Here is a 15,437-nt window from a genome sequence, read left to right as displayed (position 1 = left end):
CGATGCGGGGAATCGTCAAGCGGTTCCCCGGCGTGCTGGCCAACGACCACGTCGACCTGGACGTCGGCGCGGGGGAGGTCCACGCGCTGATGGGGGAGAACGGCGCGGGCAAGTCGACGCTGATGTCGATCCTCTATGGACTGTGCCGGCCGGACTCCGGCACGGTCGCGCTGGGCGGCGAGCCGGTCGGCTTCGACTCGCCCGCGCAGGCCATCGAAGCGGGCGTCGGCATGGTGCAGCAGGAGTTCGCGCTGTTCCCGCAGCTGACCGTGGCCGAGAACGTCGTGTTCGGGCGTGAGCCGACCCGCGCGGGGCTGCTGGACCGCAGGGCCGCCGTGCGGGTCGTCGACGAGCTGATCGCACGACACGACCTGCGGGTACGACCGGGCGACCGGGTCGGTGACCTGCCGGTCGGCCTGCGTCAGCAGGTGGAGATCCTCAAGCTGCTCTACCGCTCGGCGGACGTGCTGATCCTGGACGAGCCCACAGCGGTGCTCACTCCTGCCGAGACCGAGCGCTTGTTCGGCGTGCTGCGGGCGTTGGCCGACGAAGGCCGAACGGTGCTGTTCGTGTCGCACAAGCTCCACGAAATTCTCGCTGTCAGTGACCAGGTGACCGTGATGCGTGACGGCAAGGTCAGCGCGCACGGCCCGGCAGCCGAGTTCACGCCGCACTCGCTCGCGTCCGCCATGACCGGCCGCGAGATCGACCTCGACCGGGTCCACCCGCCGGGCACCCCGGGCGAACCGGTGCTGGAGCTGCCCGAGCTGACGGTCAGGGCAGGCGAGATCGTGGGCATCGCGGGCGTGGCGGGCAACGGACAGAACGTCCTGGTTTCGCGGATCACCGGGGCCGCGCACGTCCCGGAGGAGCGCGGCGAGACAGGGTCGGCCGCGTCGGCCAGCGTGGCTGACAACCTCGCGGTCGGCTTCCACCGCCGCGGACCACTGCTGCGGGGTGGGCTCCTGCGTCCGTCGGAGATGCGGAAACACGCCCGCGCGATCATCGAGCGGTTCGACGTGCGCGCGACCGAGCGGCAGCCGATGGGCACGCTGTCCGGCGGCAACCAGCAGAAAGCGATCCTCGGCAGGGAACTGACGCACGACTCGCCGCTGCTCGTGGTCGAACAGCCGACCCGGGGCGTGGACGTCGGCGCGATCGAGAACATCCACGCGCGGCTCGTCGCGTATCGCGACGCCGGGCACGGCATCCTGCTGGTCTCGTCGGAGCTGAGCGAGATCCTGGCGTTGTCGGACCGGATCCTGGTGATGTACGAGGGCAGGATCACCGCCGAGTTCAGCCGCGCGGACGCCGACCCGGACCGGATCGGCCTGGCGATGGCGGGTGGTGTGCTGTGAGAACAGTCGTGATCGCTGTCCTGGCGGCACTGGCCGTCGGCACGGTGTTGCTACTGGCCACGGGCGCGGATCCGCTGCTGGCGTACCAAGCGATCGTCTCGGGCGCGTTCGGTCCGGACGGGTTCGCCGACACGCTGGCCTACGTGGTGCCGGTCGCCGGGCTGGCCACGGCGCTGGCGATCCCGTTGCGTGCGGGCATGGTGAACCTCGGCGGCGACGGCCAGCTGGTGCTCGGCGCGATCAGTGCGGTGTCGGTCGGGCTCGGCACGGGCAGCGCGATCCTGGCTTTGCTGGCCGGTGTGCTCGCCGGAGGCGCGTACGCGGCCCTGGCGGCGTTGTGCGAGAACCGGTTCGGCGTGCCGCTGTTGATCAGTACGTTGCTGCTGAGTTATCCGGCCATCTCCCTGGCCGGCTATCTGGTGCGATTCCCGTTGACGGACGAGGGCTCCAGCCTGCCGCAGACATCGCAGCTGCCGGACAGCGCCCGGCTGCCCGAGCTGGTGGGGATCGCGGTCGTCCTGCTGGTCGTCGCGGTGTACGCGGTGGTCGACGCGCGAACGCCCGCGGGCTTCGAAACACGGGTGACGGGGTGGAACGCGCGGTTCGCCGCGTACGCCGGGATCGACCGGCCGCGCCTGACCGTGCGCTTGCTCGCGTTCTCGGGCGGGACGGCCGGCCTGGTCGGGGCGACGGTGGCGATGGGCTTCCCGTACCGGTTCATCGACGGCGCGTTGATCACCCCGCAGTACACGTGGATCGGCTTGCTCGCCGCGTTGCTGGCGCGGGCGAATCCACTCGGGACACTCGCGGCCGCGGTGTTCTTCGCCGCGCTGACCAGCGGCGGGTTCGCGATGGAACGCGCGACGCAGGTGCCGCGTGAGCTGACCGCGATCCTGCAGGCGGTGCTGATCCTGTTCCTGGCGGCGACTTCGGGGCTGCTGCGCAAGCGAGGTGCCCGTGTTTGACCTGAGCCTGATCTCGTCCACGTTGACGGCGTTGACACCGATCCTCTTCGCGGCGCTGGCGGGTGCGTTGTGCCAGCGCGCCGGGGTCTTCAACATCTCGCTGGAAGGCACGTTGCTGGTCGGGTGCTTCGCCGCGGTCGCGGGCAGCTGGTACACCGGCAGCGCCTGGCTCGGCGTGCTGACAGCGGTCCTGGCTTCGGCGGCGTACTCGCTGATCCTCGCGGTCGGATCGGTGACGTTCGGCGGCGACGCGATCGTCATCGGTGTGGCCGCGAACCTCCTCGCGGTCGGCCTGACGAGCTTCCTGATCCGCACGGTCTTCGGCACCGAAGGGGCGTTCAGTGATCCGGCGTTGGCCGGGCTCGACCCAGTCCTCGGGCAGTCCCTGCTGGTGTACCTGTCATGGCTCGCCGTGGCCGCGTTCGCGGTGTTGCTGTACCGCCACCCGTGGGGATTGCGGCTGCGCGGTGTCGGCGAACGGCCGCTGGCGGCGAGAACCCTCGGCGTGAGCGTCACGAAGTACCGGTATTGGGCGATCATCGCCGGGGGCGCGCTGTGCGGCCTCGGTGGCGCCCAGCTGGCGCTTGGTTCCGTCACCTTGTTCGCCGAGAACATGACAGCCGGACGTGGGTGGATCGCGGTGGTCGCGGTCATGCTCGGCCGCGCGACCCCGATCGGCGTGTTGCTGGCGGCGTTGCTGTTCGGGCTCGCGGAAGCGCTCGGCTTCCGACTGCAGGGCATAGGGTTGCCGCAGCAGGCCACCGACGCGGCGCCCTATCTGGTCACGCTGGTCGCGTTGTTCCTGTCCAGCAGGCGCAACCGGGTCAGCGTCCAGGGATAGCGTCCAGCAGGCCCTGGGTGTACTCGTGCCGAGGGGTGGTCAGCACGTCGCGCACCGGGCCGGATTCGACGATCCGGCCCGCGTGCATCACCCCGACCCGGTCGGCGATCTGCCGGACCACGGCGAGGTCGTGCGTGATGAACAGGTAACTCAGACCGTGCCGCTGCTGCAGGTCCACCAGCAGCCGCAGGATCTGGTCCCGCACCGAGACGTCCAACGCGGACACCGGCTCGTCGCACACCAGCAGGCTGGGTGACAACGCCAGCGCACGGGCGATGGCGACGCGTTGCCGCTGCCCGCCGGACAACTCGGCGGGTTTGCGCTTCAGCAGGGCCGACGGCAACGCGACCTGGCCGGCCAGCTCCGCCACGCGCCGGGCACGGTCGCCGATGCCGAACGCGCGTAACGGCTCGTCGATGATCCGCTGGACGGTGAACCTCGGATCCAGCGACGCGTACGGGTTCTGGTAGATCAGCTGCATCCGTTGCCGCAGCGTCCGCAAAGCATTGCCGCTGAGCTCGGTGATGTCCTCGCGGTCGAACGTGATGCGGCCCGATGTCGGCTCAGCCAGCCGCAGGACGAGCCTGGCTGTCGTGGACTTGCCCGACCCGGACTCGCCGACCAACGCGAACGTCTCGCCTTGGTTGACAGTCAGGCTGACGTCGTCCACAGCACGCACGACCTGCCGTCCTGGCAAGGGGAATTCCTTGACCAGGTGCTCGACGGACACGAGCGGCGGGGTCCCGGTGACCGGGGCGCGCAGCGGACTGCTCGACAGGCTGGGCGCGGCGGCGGTCAGTGCGCGGGTGTAGGCGTGGCTCGGTGCTTCCAGGACCTGCCCGGTCGAGCCCGTCTCCACCACCTGGCCGTGCCGCATCACCGCGATCCGCCCGGCCCGGTCGGCCGCGACACCGAGGTCGTGCGTGATCAACAGCATCGCCGTGCCCGATGCCGCGACCAGCTCGCCGATGTGGTCGAGGATCTGCTTCTGCACGGTGACGTCCAACGCGCTGGTCGGTTCGTCGGCGATGATCAGGCGTGGTTCACCGGCCAGCGCGATCGCGATCAGCACCCGCTGGCGCATCCCGCCGGACAGCTCGTGCGGGTACTGCTTCGCCCGCGTCGCCGGGTCTGGCAGACCGGCCGCCTCCAGCAGGTCGATCGCGCGCAGCCGGGCACCCTGCCGGTCGGCCGTGCCGTGGATCCGCAGCACCTCGGCGACCTGGTCGCCGACACGGCGCACGGGATTGAGCGACACGCTCGGATCCTGCGGGATCAGCCCGATGCCACGGCCACGCACCGCACGCAGCCGCCGCTCGCCCACGGTGGTGAGATCCCGGCCCTCGAACAGGATCTCACCACCGTCGATCCGCCCGCCCCTGGGCAGCAAGCCGATCACCGCGTGGGCGGTCGTGCTCTTGCCCGACCCGGACTCGCCGACCAGTGCGACCGTCTCACCCGGACGCACGGTGAGATCGACGTGGTCGACCGCGAGGACGTCCCGGTAGGACACACTCAGCCCGTTGATCTCCAGAATCGCCGGGGTGCTCTGGTGGCTGCCGGCCAGCGCGGGCTGGACTTGTGTCATCGCCGTCCGTCCAATGCGTGGGAGAGCCGGTTGGCCGCGAGTACGACCGCGGCGACGGTGAGCCCGGGGAACGTGGTCAGCCACCAGGCGCTGCCGAGGAACGACCGCCCGCCCGCGACCAGCGAACCCCATTCCGGCGTCGGCGGCGATGCCCCGAAGCCGAGGAAGCTCAACGCCGAGACCTCGAGCACGGCCGTGCCGAACGTGAGTGTCGCCAGCACGATCACGGGCCCGCGCGCGTTGGGCAGGACGTGCCTGCCGAGCACGCCGTACCAGCGGACGCCGCTGGAATACGCGGCTTCGACGTAGGTGGCGGTGCGCACACGCAACACTTCGGCTCGCATCACCCTGGCGAAGTTCGCGGCACTCGCCACGCCGACCGCGATCGCGATGTTCGTCGTGCCGAAGCCCAACGCGGTCACCAAAGCCAGTGACAGCAGCAAGGACGGGATGGCCAGCAGCACGTCGACGAACCGCATGATCCCGTCGTCGACCAGTCCACCGGCGAACCCGGCCACCAGGCCCAGCACAGACCCGATGACGAACGCGACGAACACCGCCAGCACGGTCGCCCGCAAGGACAAGGCGGACGCGTGCACCACCCGCGCGAACAGATCACGGCCGATCTCGTCGGTGCCGAACCAGTGCGCGGCACTGGGCGGCCGCATCTTGTCCTTCGGCACCCCGCTGATCGGGTCGTACGACGTGAACAGCGCCGGCCAGAAAGCCCACAGCAGCACGACCGTCACCACCAGCCCGGCCAGCAGCAAACCAGGTTTACGCATGGCCGAGCCTCCGCAACGTGATCCGCGGGTCCAGCAACGGCGACACCAGGTCGACGACGAGGTTCACCACCACGAACACCAGCGCGGCGAACACCACCACGCCCTGCACGACTGGGATGTCCTGCACCGTCACAGCCTGGGCCGTCAGCCTGCCGATGCCGTCACGGGAGAACACCGTCTCCACGATCACGGCACCGGCGATGAGCGAACCGAGGATCACCGCGGACAACGCCACCGCGGGCACGATCGCGTTGCGCAGCGCGTGTCCCAAGTGGACTCGCCACCGGCCCGCGCCTTTCGCCCGCGCGGTCTCGATGTACGGCTCGCCCAGCGCGGTCAGGATGCTCCTGGCCAGCACCTGCCCGATCTGCGCGCCCGCGGGCAACGCGATGGTGATCGCGGGCAGGATCACGCTGGCGAACCCGTCGTTGCCGAACGCGGGCAGCAGTCCCCACTGGAACGACACGACCTCCACCAGCACCAGTCCGACCCAGAACACCGGCAGTGAGATCCCCACGGCAGGCAACGACAGCAACGCCTGCCCGAGCCACTTCAGCCGGGTCAGCGTGCCGAGGATCGCCGTCGCCGCACCGAACACGGTGGCGAGCACGAGCCCTGCACCCGCGATCTCCACCGTGTTCGGTAGCGCCCCCAGTACCAGGTCGCTGACACGTCCGCCGGACGTGACCGACCGCCCGAAGTCACCGCGCACCGCCGCCCACACCTGGTCGAAGTACTGCACGATGACCGGTTTGTCCAAACCGAACTCGGCACGCAGCGCGGCGATCTGCTCCGGTGTGTAGTTGCTCTGGTTGACGCCCGCGCCGCCGTTGAGCGCGATCGACACGGGATCGCCCGGCAGCAGGTACAGGATCAGGAACGACAGCGTGAAGGCGGCCCAGAGCACGAACACGGCCTGGGCCAGCCGCCGCAGGACGTACCTCACGAGACCCACGCGTCATGCAGTTGCAGCCGTGACGATGCCTCGAAGCCGAACCCGTGCACCTTCGGCGCCGCCGCCCACACCTGCGTCAGTTCGAACACCGGGATCACGTACGCCTGCTCGGTGATCTCCCGTTGCGCCGCGGCCACGGCAGCCTTGCGCCTGGCCGGATCGGTCGCGGCGGACTGCTCGCCCAGCGCTGTGTCGGTCCCGGCCGCCGCGGGCAGCTTGGCGATGTTGCGGGCTTTGGTGTGGTAGACCACGCGCAGCACGTCCGGGTCCGACCTGGTCAGGTTGAACCAGGTGAAATCGAAGTTTCCGGACTGTTGCAGCTGCGTCGACTCACCGGGTGTGGTCAGTTTGAGCTTCAGGTCGAACCCGACCTTGCGCAACTGCTGCTGGATCAGCTCCAGCGCGGTCTGGTTCTGGTTGAAGTTGGTGGAGAACAACACCTCCGCGGTCAGCCGCTGCCCGCCGCGCACCCGGATCCCGTCCGCGCCCGGTGCCCAGCCGGCCTCGTCCAGCAGCTTGCGGGCGCCGTCGGGATCGTGGGCCAGCGTGGCCGACAGGTCCTCGTACAGCGGGGTGGTCGCGGCGAGGACACTCGTGGCCGGGCGGTAGTTCGGCGTCAGCACGGTGTCGACCACTTCCTGCCGGTTCACCGCCTTCTGCACCGCCTGCCGGACCTTCTCGTCGGCGAGCACCGGCCTCGAGGTGTTCGCCGTGAGGTTGAACGGGATGCCGGGGTTGGGCCGGACCGGGCGGGAGAACCGGGCGTTGTCACCGAACTGGCCCTCGTCCTGCGGCTGCACGTCGGTGATGGCGTCCACCTGGCCGGAGCGCAGCGCCCCGGTGCGGACGCCCGGCTCGGGGATGATCCGGTAGACGACCTTGTCCAGGTACGCCTCACCGCGCCTGCTCCACAGCGACGAACCCCAGCCGTAGCCCTTCCGCTTGGTGATCACCACTTGCTGGTTCTGCCGGAACTCGCCGAACGTGAACGGCCCCGAACCGACCAGGCCGTCACCCTGGCAGCGGCGCTCCGGCGTGGTCGACTGGTAGACCTTCGGCGACAGCAGGCCGAGTGACATCGTCGAGGTGGCTTGCAGGAACTGGGTGCTCGGCTGGGCGAAATCGACCTGGACGGTGCGCTCGTCGACCGCGGTGACCTGCTTGAGACCGGCGAGGTATCCCGCGCCGAGCTGGGATTTGGCGCCCAGCTTGACGATCTGCTCGAAGTTCGTCTTCACCGCGGCGGCGTCGACCGGTGTCCCGTCGGCGAACGTCGCGCCCTTGCCGAGGGTGAACGTGAAGATCGTCGCGGTTTCGTTGACCTTCCACGACTCGGCCAGCCACGGCTTGATCTCGCCGGTCTTCGGGTCCTGGTCGGTCAGCGAGTCGACCAGCTGGCGGGTGACGTTCAGCGCCGCGTTCACACCGGTCTGTTGCGGGTCAAGGCAATCGGGGCTGAACGCGATGCCGATGGTGAGCGTGCCGCCGTCCTTGGGTGGTCCGCCGGTCCCGGGAGCCGAGGCGTTGCCCGGTTGTGAACAGCCCGCGGCGGCCAGCGCGAGCACGAGCAACGCCGCCGTTAACCTGGATGACACAACGAACTCCTTCGCTCCACGAGTGCTTCGCCAGCTTGCGAACCGACGTGCCGGCCGGTCAACGGCGTCCACGGCGTGGGACAGCGGCTTGCCCGGCGCGGATTGCTGCCATCATCGCGCCATGGTGGCGTCCTCGGAGCTGGGCGAAGGCCGCCTCGCTTCGAGTGCGGCCGCGGTGTTGCGCGCGGTGCTCCGGCACGGCCCGGTGCCGCGCAGGACGCTCTCGCGTCTCACCGGGCTGAGCGGGGCCGCTGTGTCACGCCATTGCACACGTCTCGCCGAACTCGGCCTGATCGTCGAGACCCCGGCGATCCAGCGGGTCGGCCGCCCGCACGCCCCGCTGGACATCGACACCGGCACCCACCGGGTGGCCGGAGTCCACGTGGCACACGAGTTCAGCACGGTCGTGGTCGCGGATCTGCGGTGCCGTGTCCTCGCGCAACGGCGTGTGCCGCACGTGTCCGAGGATCCGGTGGCGGTACTGGAGAACGCAGCCGACGAGCTGACTTCTCTTGTACTGGACGTGATTCCCGGTCAGGCGCCGCTCTCGCTCGGTGTGGCCACCGGTGGGTGGGTCGACCAGGAAGCCGGGGTGATGGTCGAGCACGCCTCACTGGGCTGGCGGGACGTGCCGCTGCGGGACGTGTTCGCGCGCCGGCTCGGGCTGCCGGTGCACGTGGACAACCACACGCGTGCGTTGATGCACGCCGAGGAGCTGTTCGGTGCGGTGGGGGACCGGGATTCCGTGCTGTACCTGTTCGTGGGCAACGTGGTCGACGCCGCCGTCCGGATGGGCGGCCAGACGTTGCGCGGCAGGCGGTCCGCCGCGGGCGACATCGCGCACCTTCCCGTTGGTGACCCGGCTATCCGTTGCCCCGAAGGGCATTTCGGCTGCTTCGAGGCAACGGTGGCCGATCAGGCGTGGTCTCGCCGGGTTTCCGGGCGGTCGTTCTGGGACCTGCTCGCGGCTGCCGGGTCGGGCGATGTCGTGGCGCGACGGCACTTGACCGAACGCAGCCGGATCATCGGACGTGTCGCCGCGTTGCTGTACGACCTGGTGAACCCGGACCTGCTGGTGGTGTCGGAACTCGGCGCGAACTCCCTTCCCGAATGCCTCGCCGCTGTCCGCGCGGAAGTCGGCACACGCTCACGCACACCGGGAAACCAAGTGCGGGCAAGCAGTTTCGACTCGTCGACGGTCCTGGCTGTCTCGGCGGGGGCGGCTGCTTTGGACGTGCTCTACGGTAATCCGCTGTCGGCGCCGTTCGCTGCCACGTCCCACTGAGTGGGCCCGACTTAATTTCATCCGTCGCAAAGTTGACCCTCCCTTCGCGGCATTCCCAGTATTGAACGCATCCGCACTGCGAAATCAGCACAGCGAACGATCCTGGAGCAGCCATGCCGGAGCGGCACTTACACCTCAACGCCTTCCTGATGGGCGTCGGCCATCACGAGGCGGCGTGGCGGCACCCGCTGACCGACGCCGCCGCGCTGCCGGACGTCCGGCATTTCCGTAACCTGGCCCGGATCGCCGAGCACGGCACGTTCGACTCGGTCTTCCTCGCCGACGGAGTCCAGGTGTGGGGCGACATCGAGCACACCGCAGCGCAGGTCTTCGAACCGATCACGTTGCTCACGGCGATCGCGGGCGCGACAAGCCACATCGGACTGATCGCGACCGTGTCGACGAGTTACAGCGAACCGTACAACGTGGCCAGGTGGTTCTCCTCGCTCGACCACATCAGCGGTGGCCGCGCGGGCTGGAACATCGTGACGACCGCGGGCGACCGGTCGGCACAGAACTTCTCCCGTGACGCGGCGGCCGATCACGCCGAACGGTACGAGCGCGCCGCCGAGTTCGTCGACATCACCAACCGGTTGTGGGACAGCTGGGACGCCGGCGCACTGGTCGTCGACAAGCGGACCGGCGTCTACGCCGACCCCGGCAAGGTGCGGGAACTCGGTCACACCGGCCGGTTCTACCAAGTCCGCGGTCCGCTGAACTCGATCCGCAGCCCGCAGGGCAGGCCGCTGCTCGTGCAGGCGGGGTCCTCGGAGGACGGCAAGACGTTCGCGGCACAGCACGCTGAGGCCGTCTTCACCGCGCACCAGACGCTCGACTCAGCCAAGGCGTTCTACACCGACCTCAAAGCCCGGGTGACCGAACAGGGACGGGACCGGGACGCGGTGAAGGTCCTGCCGGGGATCGTCCCGGTGCTCGGCGCGACTCAGGCCGAGGCCGACCGGCTGGCGCGGGAACTCGACGAGCTGATCGTGCCCGTCCGCGCGGTCCGCCAGCTGTCGGAGATGATCGGCGTCGACCTGACCGGGCACCCGCTCGACCGCCGTCTGCCGCAACTCCCGCCGGTGCAGCGGGTCAACGGCGCCAAGAGCCGGTTCGAACTCGTGCGCGACCTCGCCGAACGCGAGCGGCTGACGTTGCGGCAGATCCTGTCGCGGCTCGGCGGCGGACGCGGCCACCAGGTGGTCGCGGGAACACCCGACACCATCACCGACCACATCCAGACGTGGTTCGAACAGGGCGCGGCGGACGGGTTCAACGTCATGCCGCCGCTGCTGCCGCACGGCCTGGAGCAGTTCGTGGAGACGGTGGTGCCGAGGCTGCGTGACCGCGGGCTGTTCCGCACCCACTACACCGGCTCGACCCTGCGTGACCACTACGGCCTGTCGAACCTGGCGCCGGCGGCGGTCTGAAGGAGATGTCCACAGTGGTCAACAGGCGCGCTTTCCTTCTCCTGGCGGGCGGACTGGTCGCGGGATGCGGCACCGGCTCGGCGTCGGGTGAGACGAAGACCCTGCGTTACCAGGGCTGGGCCGGGCAGGTCACGCCGCCCGAGCTGGCTGCGGATCTCGGGTACCTCGGTGACGTGCGGCTCGAGTGGGTCGGCAACACCATCAGCGGCCCGCAGGACATCCAGTCCGCCGCGACCGGCCAGGTCGACTTCGGCGGCGCCTTCAACGGCGCGGTGGTCAAGCTCGCGTCCGGCAACGCCCCGATCACGTCCGTGATCAGCTACTACGGCGTGGACGAGGCCCAGTTCAGCGGCTACTACGTCCTGGAGGACTCCCGTGTCCGCTCGGCCCGTGACCTGGTCGGCGCCAAGGTCGGGATGAACACGCTCGGCGCGCACTCCGAGGCGATGCTGGACACGTACCTGCAGCGCAACGGTGTCGGCAGGGCCGAGTTCGGTCAGGTCGAACGGCTGGCGCTGCCGCCGGTGAACACCGAGCAGGCGTTGCGGCAGGGGCAGATCGAGGTCGCCGTGCTCGGCGGGATCCTGCGTGACAAGGCATTGAAGGTCGGCGGGATCCGGCCGCTGTTCACCGACTACGAACTGCTCGGCCGGTTCTCCGCGGGCACGTACGTGATGACCAAACGGTTCCTCAAGGACAACCCGAACACCACGAGAACGTTCGTCACGGCGGTCGCCAAAGCCATCGACTGGTCGCGGACCACACCACGCGACCAGGTCATCAAACGGATGAAGGACATCGTCGCCCGGCGCGCCCGCAACGAGGACCCGGGTCCGCTGGACTACTGGAAGTCCTTCGGCGTCGCGGAACCCGGCGGCCGAATCCAGGACAAGGAGCTGCAGGTGTGGGTGGACTGGCTGACCGAACGCGGCGACCTCAAACCCGGCGCGCTCAAGGTGAGCGACCTGTACAGCAACCAGTTCAACGGGGGGACAGTGTGACGCCGAAGATCGTGTTCGACGCGGTGCGCAAGGATTTCCCGATCCGCGACTCGGCCGAGCGGTTCACCGCGATCGAGGAGTTCTCGCTCGACGTCGAAGCGGGGGAGTTCGTGGTGGTCGTCGGCCCGAGCGGCTGCGGCAAGTCCACGTTGCTCGACCTGCTCGGCGGCCTGACCACGCCCACAACCGGACGTGTGCTCGTCGACGGCGAACCGGTCACCGGGCCGGGACTGGACCGCGGGATCGTCTTCCAGCAGTACGCCCTGCTGCCGTGGCGCACCGCGCAGTCCAACGTGGAGTTCGGGCTGGAGGCGACCAGCACGCCACGCCGTGCGCGAGCCAAGCGCGCCAGGCAGTTCCTCGACCTGGTCGGCCTGTCCGGCTTCGAGAAACGCTTCCCGCACGAGCTCTCCGGCGGGATGCGCCAGCGCGTGGCCATCGCGCGCAGCCTCGCGTACGACCCGGACGTGCTGCTGATGGACGAGCCGTTCGCCGCGCTCGACGCGCAGACAAGGGAGTCCCTTCAGGACGAACTGCTGCGGATCTGGCAGCGCACGGGCAAGACGATCGTGTTCGTCACCCACGGCATCGAGGAAGCCGTGTACCTGGGCACCCGGGTGGCGGTGATGACGTCACGGCCGGGGCGGCTCAAGGAGGTGCTGCCGATCGACCTCGGTGCCCGGTCGGCCGAGGCGGACTTGCGGTCGAGCCCGATCTTCGGCCGCTACCGGCACGAAGTCTGGTCGTTGCTGCACGAGAAGGAGACGGTATGACCCCCCTTGTGCCAAGCCCGAGATTCAGCGCAGGCCACGTGGCACCCAACCGCACCCCAGGGGAACGTGACGCAAACCGGCCACCAGTACGCACCGAACTGAACGGTGCGAGCCAAGGTGACCAAGCGCAAAAATCCGGAGAGGCGGGACAGCTATGACCGCGACACTGGAGCGAGCCACGGCAGTCGCCGCTCCCGCACCTGCCCGTCCACGCCCCAAGCTGCTGCGGACACTGGTCACCAAGAGCGCGGCCATCGTGACACTGCTGGTGATCTGGGAACTGGCGCCCCGGCTTGGCCTGACCGACCGGACGTTCCTGCCGCCGTTCTCGGAGGTCGCGGTCGCCTGGTGGGAGCTGCTCGCGAACGGGCAGCTGCTGACCAACTTCGAGGCCAGCCTGGTCCGGTCGCTCAGCGGCTTCGGGCTCGCGGTCGTCACAGCCGTGCCCCTCGGCCTGCTGATCGGTTGGTACCGGCCGGTGGCGGACCTGCTGGGGCCGTTGCTGGAGGTGTTCCGCAACACCGCCGCACTGGCCCTGTTGCCCGTGTTCGTGCTGCTGCTGGGGATCGGGGAGACGTCCAAGATCTCGATCGTGTTCTACGCCTGCACGTGGCCCATCCTGCTCAACACCATCAGCGCGGTCGGCAGCGCCGACCCGACGCTGGTCAAACTGGCCAGGTCGATGAACCTGCCGCCGCTGCGGCTGTTCCAGAAGGTGATCCTGCCCGCGTCGGTGCCGACGATCTTCACCGGCATCCGGTTGGCGGGCGCGGTGTCGATCCTGGTGCTGGTCGCCGCCGAGATGGTCGGCGCCAAGGCCGGGCTCGGCTACCTGATCAACTCGTCGCAGTACAACTTCGCGGTGCCGCAGATGTACGCGGGCATCGTCACGCTGTCGCTGTACGGCTTGCTGTTCAACCAGATCCTGGTCCTGGTCGAGCGCAGGTTCACGTCATGGCGCGTTCCCCAGGGAGGTGCCCGGTGACGGACCTGACAGCGGATGTCCTGGTGGTCGGCGGCGGCCCGGCCGCGACATGGGCGGCGGTCAAGGCGGCATCGACCGGTGCGAGGGTTGTCCTGGCGGACAAGGGATACTGCGGGACGAGTGGCGCGACAGCGTCGGCGGGCACCGGCGTGTGGTACGTGCCGCCGACGCCCGAAGCGCGGGAACGTGCCATGGCCAGCCGGGAAGCTCTCGGCGGTTACCTCGCAGACCGCGGCTGGATGGCCCGAGTGCTCGAGCAGACCTACGAGTCGATCAACGAGTTCGCGGCGATCACCCGATACCCGTTCCCCGTGGACGCTGAGGGAAACCCGTTGCGCAACGGGTTGCAGGGGCCGGAGTACATGCGCCGGATGCGCGCGTGGGTTCGCCGCAGCGGCGTGCGGATTCTCGACCACAGCCCGGTTGTCGAGTTGCTGGTCGATTCGTCCGGGGCGGCTGCGGGCGCCGTCGGTCACCGCCGGCAGGAGGGTCACGACTACCAGGTGCGCGCCGGTGCGGTCGTGCTCGCGACGGGAGGGTGCGCGTTCCTCAGCAAGGCGTTGGGTTGCAACGTGAACACCGGCGATGGCGCGTTGCTGGCTGCTGAACTGGGGGCGGAGATGTCCGGAATGGAGTTCTCCAACGCCTACGGCATAGCGCCGGAGAACACGTCGGTCACCAAGACCGCGTTCTACAACTACGCCACGTTCTACCGCGCGGACGGCAGTGTCCTGGAAGGCGCCGGCAGCCAGCGCGGCCGTTCGGTCATCGCCAGGACGTTGCTGACCGAGAAGGTCTACTGCCGCCTCGACCTCGCGGATGACGCGGCCCAGCGCGCGATGCGCCTGGCACAGCCGAACTTCTTCCTCCCGTTCGACCGGCTCGGGATCAACCCGTTCACCGACCGGTTCGCCGTGACCCTCCTCGCGGAGGGCACGGTCCGGGGCACCGGGGGCATCCGGATCGTCGACGAGTACTGCGCCACGACCGTTCCCGGCCTGTACGCGGCCGGTGACGCGGCGACCCGGGAACCGATCTGCGGCGGCTTCACCGGCGGCGGCAGCCACAACGCGGCGTGGGCGATCTCCTCCGGTGGCTGGGCCGGGCTCGGCGCCGCCGCTTTCGCCCGGACCGTCGGCTCCGCTCACCGGGAGGTCGTCCACGCCGGTGGCGCCGCCCTGCGCCCGACCGGGACCGGTTCGGTCGACGCCGACGAGGTCATCCGGGCCGTGCAGGCCGAGGTCCTGCCGTACGACAAGAACTACCTGAGGCACGGCGACCGGCTGCGGACCTCTCTGGACGTCCTGCACTCGGTCTGGGAAGGACTCAGGGTTTCCGTGCACGCCACCGGTGCGCAGGCACCTCGTGCCCGGCAGGCGGCGGCGATGGTCGCCCACGCCCGGTGGATGTACACCTCCGCGTTGGCGCGCAGCGAGACGAGGGGAATGGCCAAGCGCCTGGACTTCCCGGACCAGGACCCGGCTCAGCACCACCGGATCACCTCCGGCGGGCTCGACGAGGTCTGGGCGCGGCCGTGATCGAACTCGTCTCGGCGCAGCGCTGCATCGCCTGCGACAAGTGCGTGAAGGTGTGCCCGACCAACGTCTTCGACCTCGGCGCGGACGGCATCCCGACGATCAGCCGCCAGTCCGACTGCCAGACCTGCTACCAGTGCGAGGCCAACTGCCCGGTCGACGCGCTGTTCGTGGCGCCGCAGACCCACCCGCTGCCGTCCGGCTCGGTGTCGGTGGAGCAACTCGGTGTGCTGCTCGGCAGCTACCGCGAACGCATCGGCTGGGGCCACGGCCGCACCCCCGGTTCCGCCCGTGCTGTCGGGCCGCGGCTCGACCCGCGAGGACCTGAGATCACATCCTGA

The 15,437-nt window shown here is 69.5% G+C and carries 14 protein-coding genes; 10 read left to right on the top strand and 4 right to left on the bottom strand.

Translation table 11 applies throughout. The features are described 5' to 3' along the window. Window positions 1–2 precede the first annotated feature (2 nt). Genes AOZ06_RS35935 through AOZ06_RS35925 form a run of 3 tightly spaced genes read left to right on the top strand, consistent with a single transcriptional unit; the run spans window position 3 to window position 3,164 of the window. Window positions 3–1,358 (top strand): ABC transporter ATP-binding protein, encoded by a 1,356-nt coding sequence (locus AOZ06_RS35935; protein ID WP_157233879.1) that lies wholly within the window; start codon window positions 3–5, stop codon window positions 1,356–1,358. Continuing rightward, window positions 1,355–2,323 (top strand): ABC transporter permease, encoded by a 969-nt coding sequence (locus AOZ06_RS35930; protein ID WP_054293445.1) that lies wholly within the window; start codon window positions 1,355–1,357, stop codon window positions 2,321–2,323. Before AOZ06_RS35935 ends, AOZ06_RS35930 begins: the two co-directional genes overlap by 4 nt. Continuing rightward, entirely contained in the window at window positions 2,316–3,164 is an 849-nt protein-coding gene (locus AOZ06_RS35925; protein ID WP_054297170.1) for an ABC transporter permease, read from the top strand. The genes AOZ06_RS35930 and AOZ06_RS35925 overlap by 8 nt, the downstream gene beginning before the upstream one ends. On the opposite strand, the gene AOZ06_RS35920 is transcribed toward AOZ06_RS35925, so the two are convergent. From AOZ06_RS35920 to AOZ06_RS35905, 4 genes are read right to left on the bottom strand one after another with little or no spacing between them, the layout of a single operon-like run. Continuing rightward, window positions 3,148–4,752, bottom strand: coding sequence for an ABC transporter ATP-binding protein (locus AOZ06_RS35920; RefSeq protein ID WP_054293444.1), 1,605 nt, complete (start codon window positions 4,750–4,752; stop codon window positions 3,148–3,150). The two genes, AOZ06_RS35925 and AOZ06_RS35920, sit on opposite strands and share 17 nt — an antisense overlap. Further along, window positions 4,749–5,537: an ABC transporter permease gene (locus AOZ06_RS35915; RefSeq protein ID WP_054293443.1), complete on the bottom strand. Its 789-nt coding sequence runs from the start codon at window positions 5,535–5,537 to the stop codon at window positions 4,749–4,751. The genes AOZ06_RS35920 and AOZ06_RS35915 overlap by 4 nt, the downstream gene beginning before the upstream one ends. Further along, window positions 5,530–6,492: an ABC transporter permease gene (locus AOZ06_RS35910; protein ID WP_054293442.1), complete on the bottom strand. Its 963-nt coding sequence runs from the start codon at window positions 6,490–6,492 to the stop codon at window positions 5,530–5,532. The genes AOZ06_RS35915 and AOZ06_RS35910 overlap by 8 nt, the downstream gene beginning before the upstream one ends. After that, on the bottom strand, window positions 6,480–8,087 hold the full coding sequence (locus AOZ06_RS35905; protein ID WP_054293441.1) for an ABC transporter substrate-binding protein: 1,608 nt from the start codon (window positions 8,085–8,087) through the stop codon (window positions 6,480–6,482). The genes AOZ06_RS35910 and AOZ06_RS35905 overlap by 13 nt, the downstream gene beginning before the upstream one ends. A gap of 121 nt (window positions 8,088–8,208) precedes the next feature. Here AOZ06_RS35905 and AOZ06_RS35900 point away from each other — a divergent pair, with 121 nt between their 5' ends. From AOZ06_RS35900 to AOZ06_RS35870, 7 genes are all read left to right on the top strand, one after another. Beyond that, window positions 8,209–9,372 (top strand): ROK family transcriptional regulator, encoded by a 1,164-nt coding sequence (locus AOZ06_RS35900; RefSeq protein WP_054293440.1) that lies wholly within the window; start codon window positions 8,209–8,211, stop codon window positions 9,370–9,372. A gap of 113 nt (window positions 9,373–9,485) precedes the next feature. Beyond that, complete coding sequence (locus tag AOZ06_RS35895) at window positions 9,486–10,802, top strand: LLM class flavin-dependent oxidoreductase (protein WP_054293439.1); 1,317 nt, start codon at window positions 9,486–9,488, stop codon at window positions 10,800–10,802. A gap of 5 nt (window positions 10,803–10,807) precedes the next feature. Next, on the top strand, window positions 10,808–11,803 hold the full coding sequence (locus tag AOZ06_RS35890) for an ABC transporter substrate-binding protein (protein ID WP_054293438.1): 996 nt from the start codon (window positions 10,808–10,810) through the stop codon (window positions 11,801–11,803). Further along, a complete protein-coding gene (locus AOZ06_RS35885; RefSeq protein WP_054293437.1) occupies window positions 11,800–12,576 on the top strand; it encodes an ABC transporter ATP-binding protein in 777 nt (258 codons plus the stop codon). The genes AOZ06_RS35890 and AOZ06_RS35885 overlap by 4 nt, the downstream gene beginning before the upstream one ends. 154 nt (window positions 12,577–12,730) lie before the next feature. Continuing rightward, window positions 12,731–13,561 carry an ABC transporter permease gene (locus AOZ06_RS35880; RefSeq protein ID WP_054293436.1) on the top strand — a complete coding sequence of 277 codons (831 nt, stop codon included), beginning with the start codon at window positions 12,731–12,733 and terminating at the stop codon, window positions 13,559–13,561. Then, window positions 13,558–15,099: an FAD-dependent oxidoreductase gene (locus AOZ06_RS35875; RefSeq protein ID WP_236951852.1), complete on the top strand. Its 1,542-nt coding sequence runs from the start codon at window positions 13,558–13,560 to the stop codon at window positions 15,097–15,099. Before AOZ06_RS35880 ends, AOZ06_RS35875 begins: the two co-directional genes overlap by 4 nt. After that, window positions 15,096–15,437, top strand: coding sequence for a 4Fe-4S dicluster domain-containing protein (locus AOZ06_RS35870; RefSeq protein WP_054293434.1), 342 nt, complete (start codon window positions 15,096–15,098; stop codon window positions 15,435–15,437). Before AOZ06_RS35875 ends, AOZ06_RS35870 begins: the two co-directional genes overlap by 4 nt.

The organism is Kibdelosporangium phytohabitans (genome assembly GCF_001302585.1).
GTDB classification, from domain to species: Bacteria; Actinomycetota; Actinomycetes; order Mycobacteriales; family Pseudonocardiaceae; genus Kibdelosporangium; species Kibdelosporangium phytohabitans.
The sequence above is the reverse complement of the archived record's forward strand: the minus strand, read 5'-3'. Positions and strand labels throughout refer to the sequence as shown.

Excerpts from the sequence above, each read along its gene's own strand:
- AOZ06_RS35935 (WP_157233879.1), top strand. The coding sequence starts at position 3 with ATGCGGGGAATCGTCAAGCGGTTCCCCGGCGTGCTGGCCAACGACCAC.
- AOZ06_RS35920 (WP_054293444.1), bottom strand. The coding sequence starts at position 4,752 with ATGACACAAGTCCAGCCCGCGCTGGCCGGCAGCCACCAGAGCACCCCG.
- AOZ06_RS35915 (WP_054293443.1), bottom strand. The coding sequence starts at position 5,537 with ATGCGTAAACCTGGTTTGCTGCTGGCCGGGCTGGTGGTGACGGTCGTG.
- AOZ06_RS35900 (WP_054293440.1), top strand. The coding sequence starts at position 8,209 with ATGGTGGCGTCCTCGGAGCTGGGCGAAGGCCGCCTCGCTTCGAGTGCG.
- AOZ06_RS35895 (WP_054293439.1), top strand. The coding sequence starts at position 9,486 with ATGCCGGAGCGGCACTTACACCTCAACGCCTTCCTGATGGGCGTCGGC.
- AOZ06_RS35890 (WP_054293438.1), top strand. The coding sequence starts at position 10,808 with ATGTCCACAGTGGTCAACAGGCGCGCTTTCCTTCTCCTGGCGGGCGGA.
- AOZ06_RS35880 (WP_054293436.1), top strand. The coding sequence starts at position 12,731 with ATGACCGCGACACTGGAGCGAGCCACGGCAGTCGCCGCTCCCGCACCT.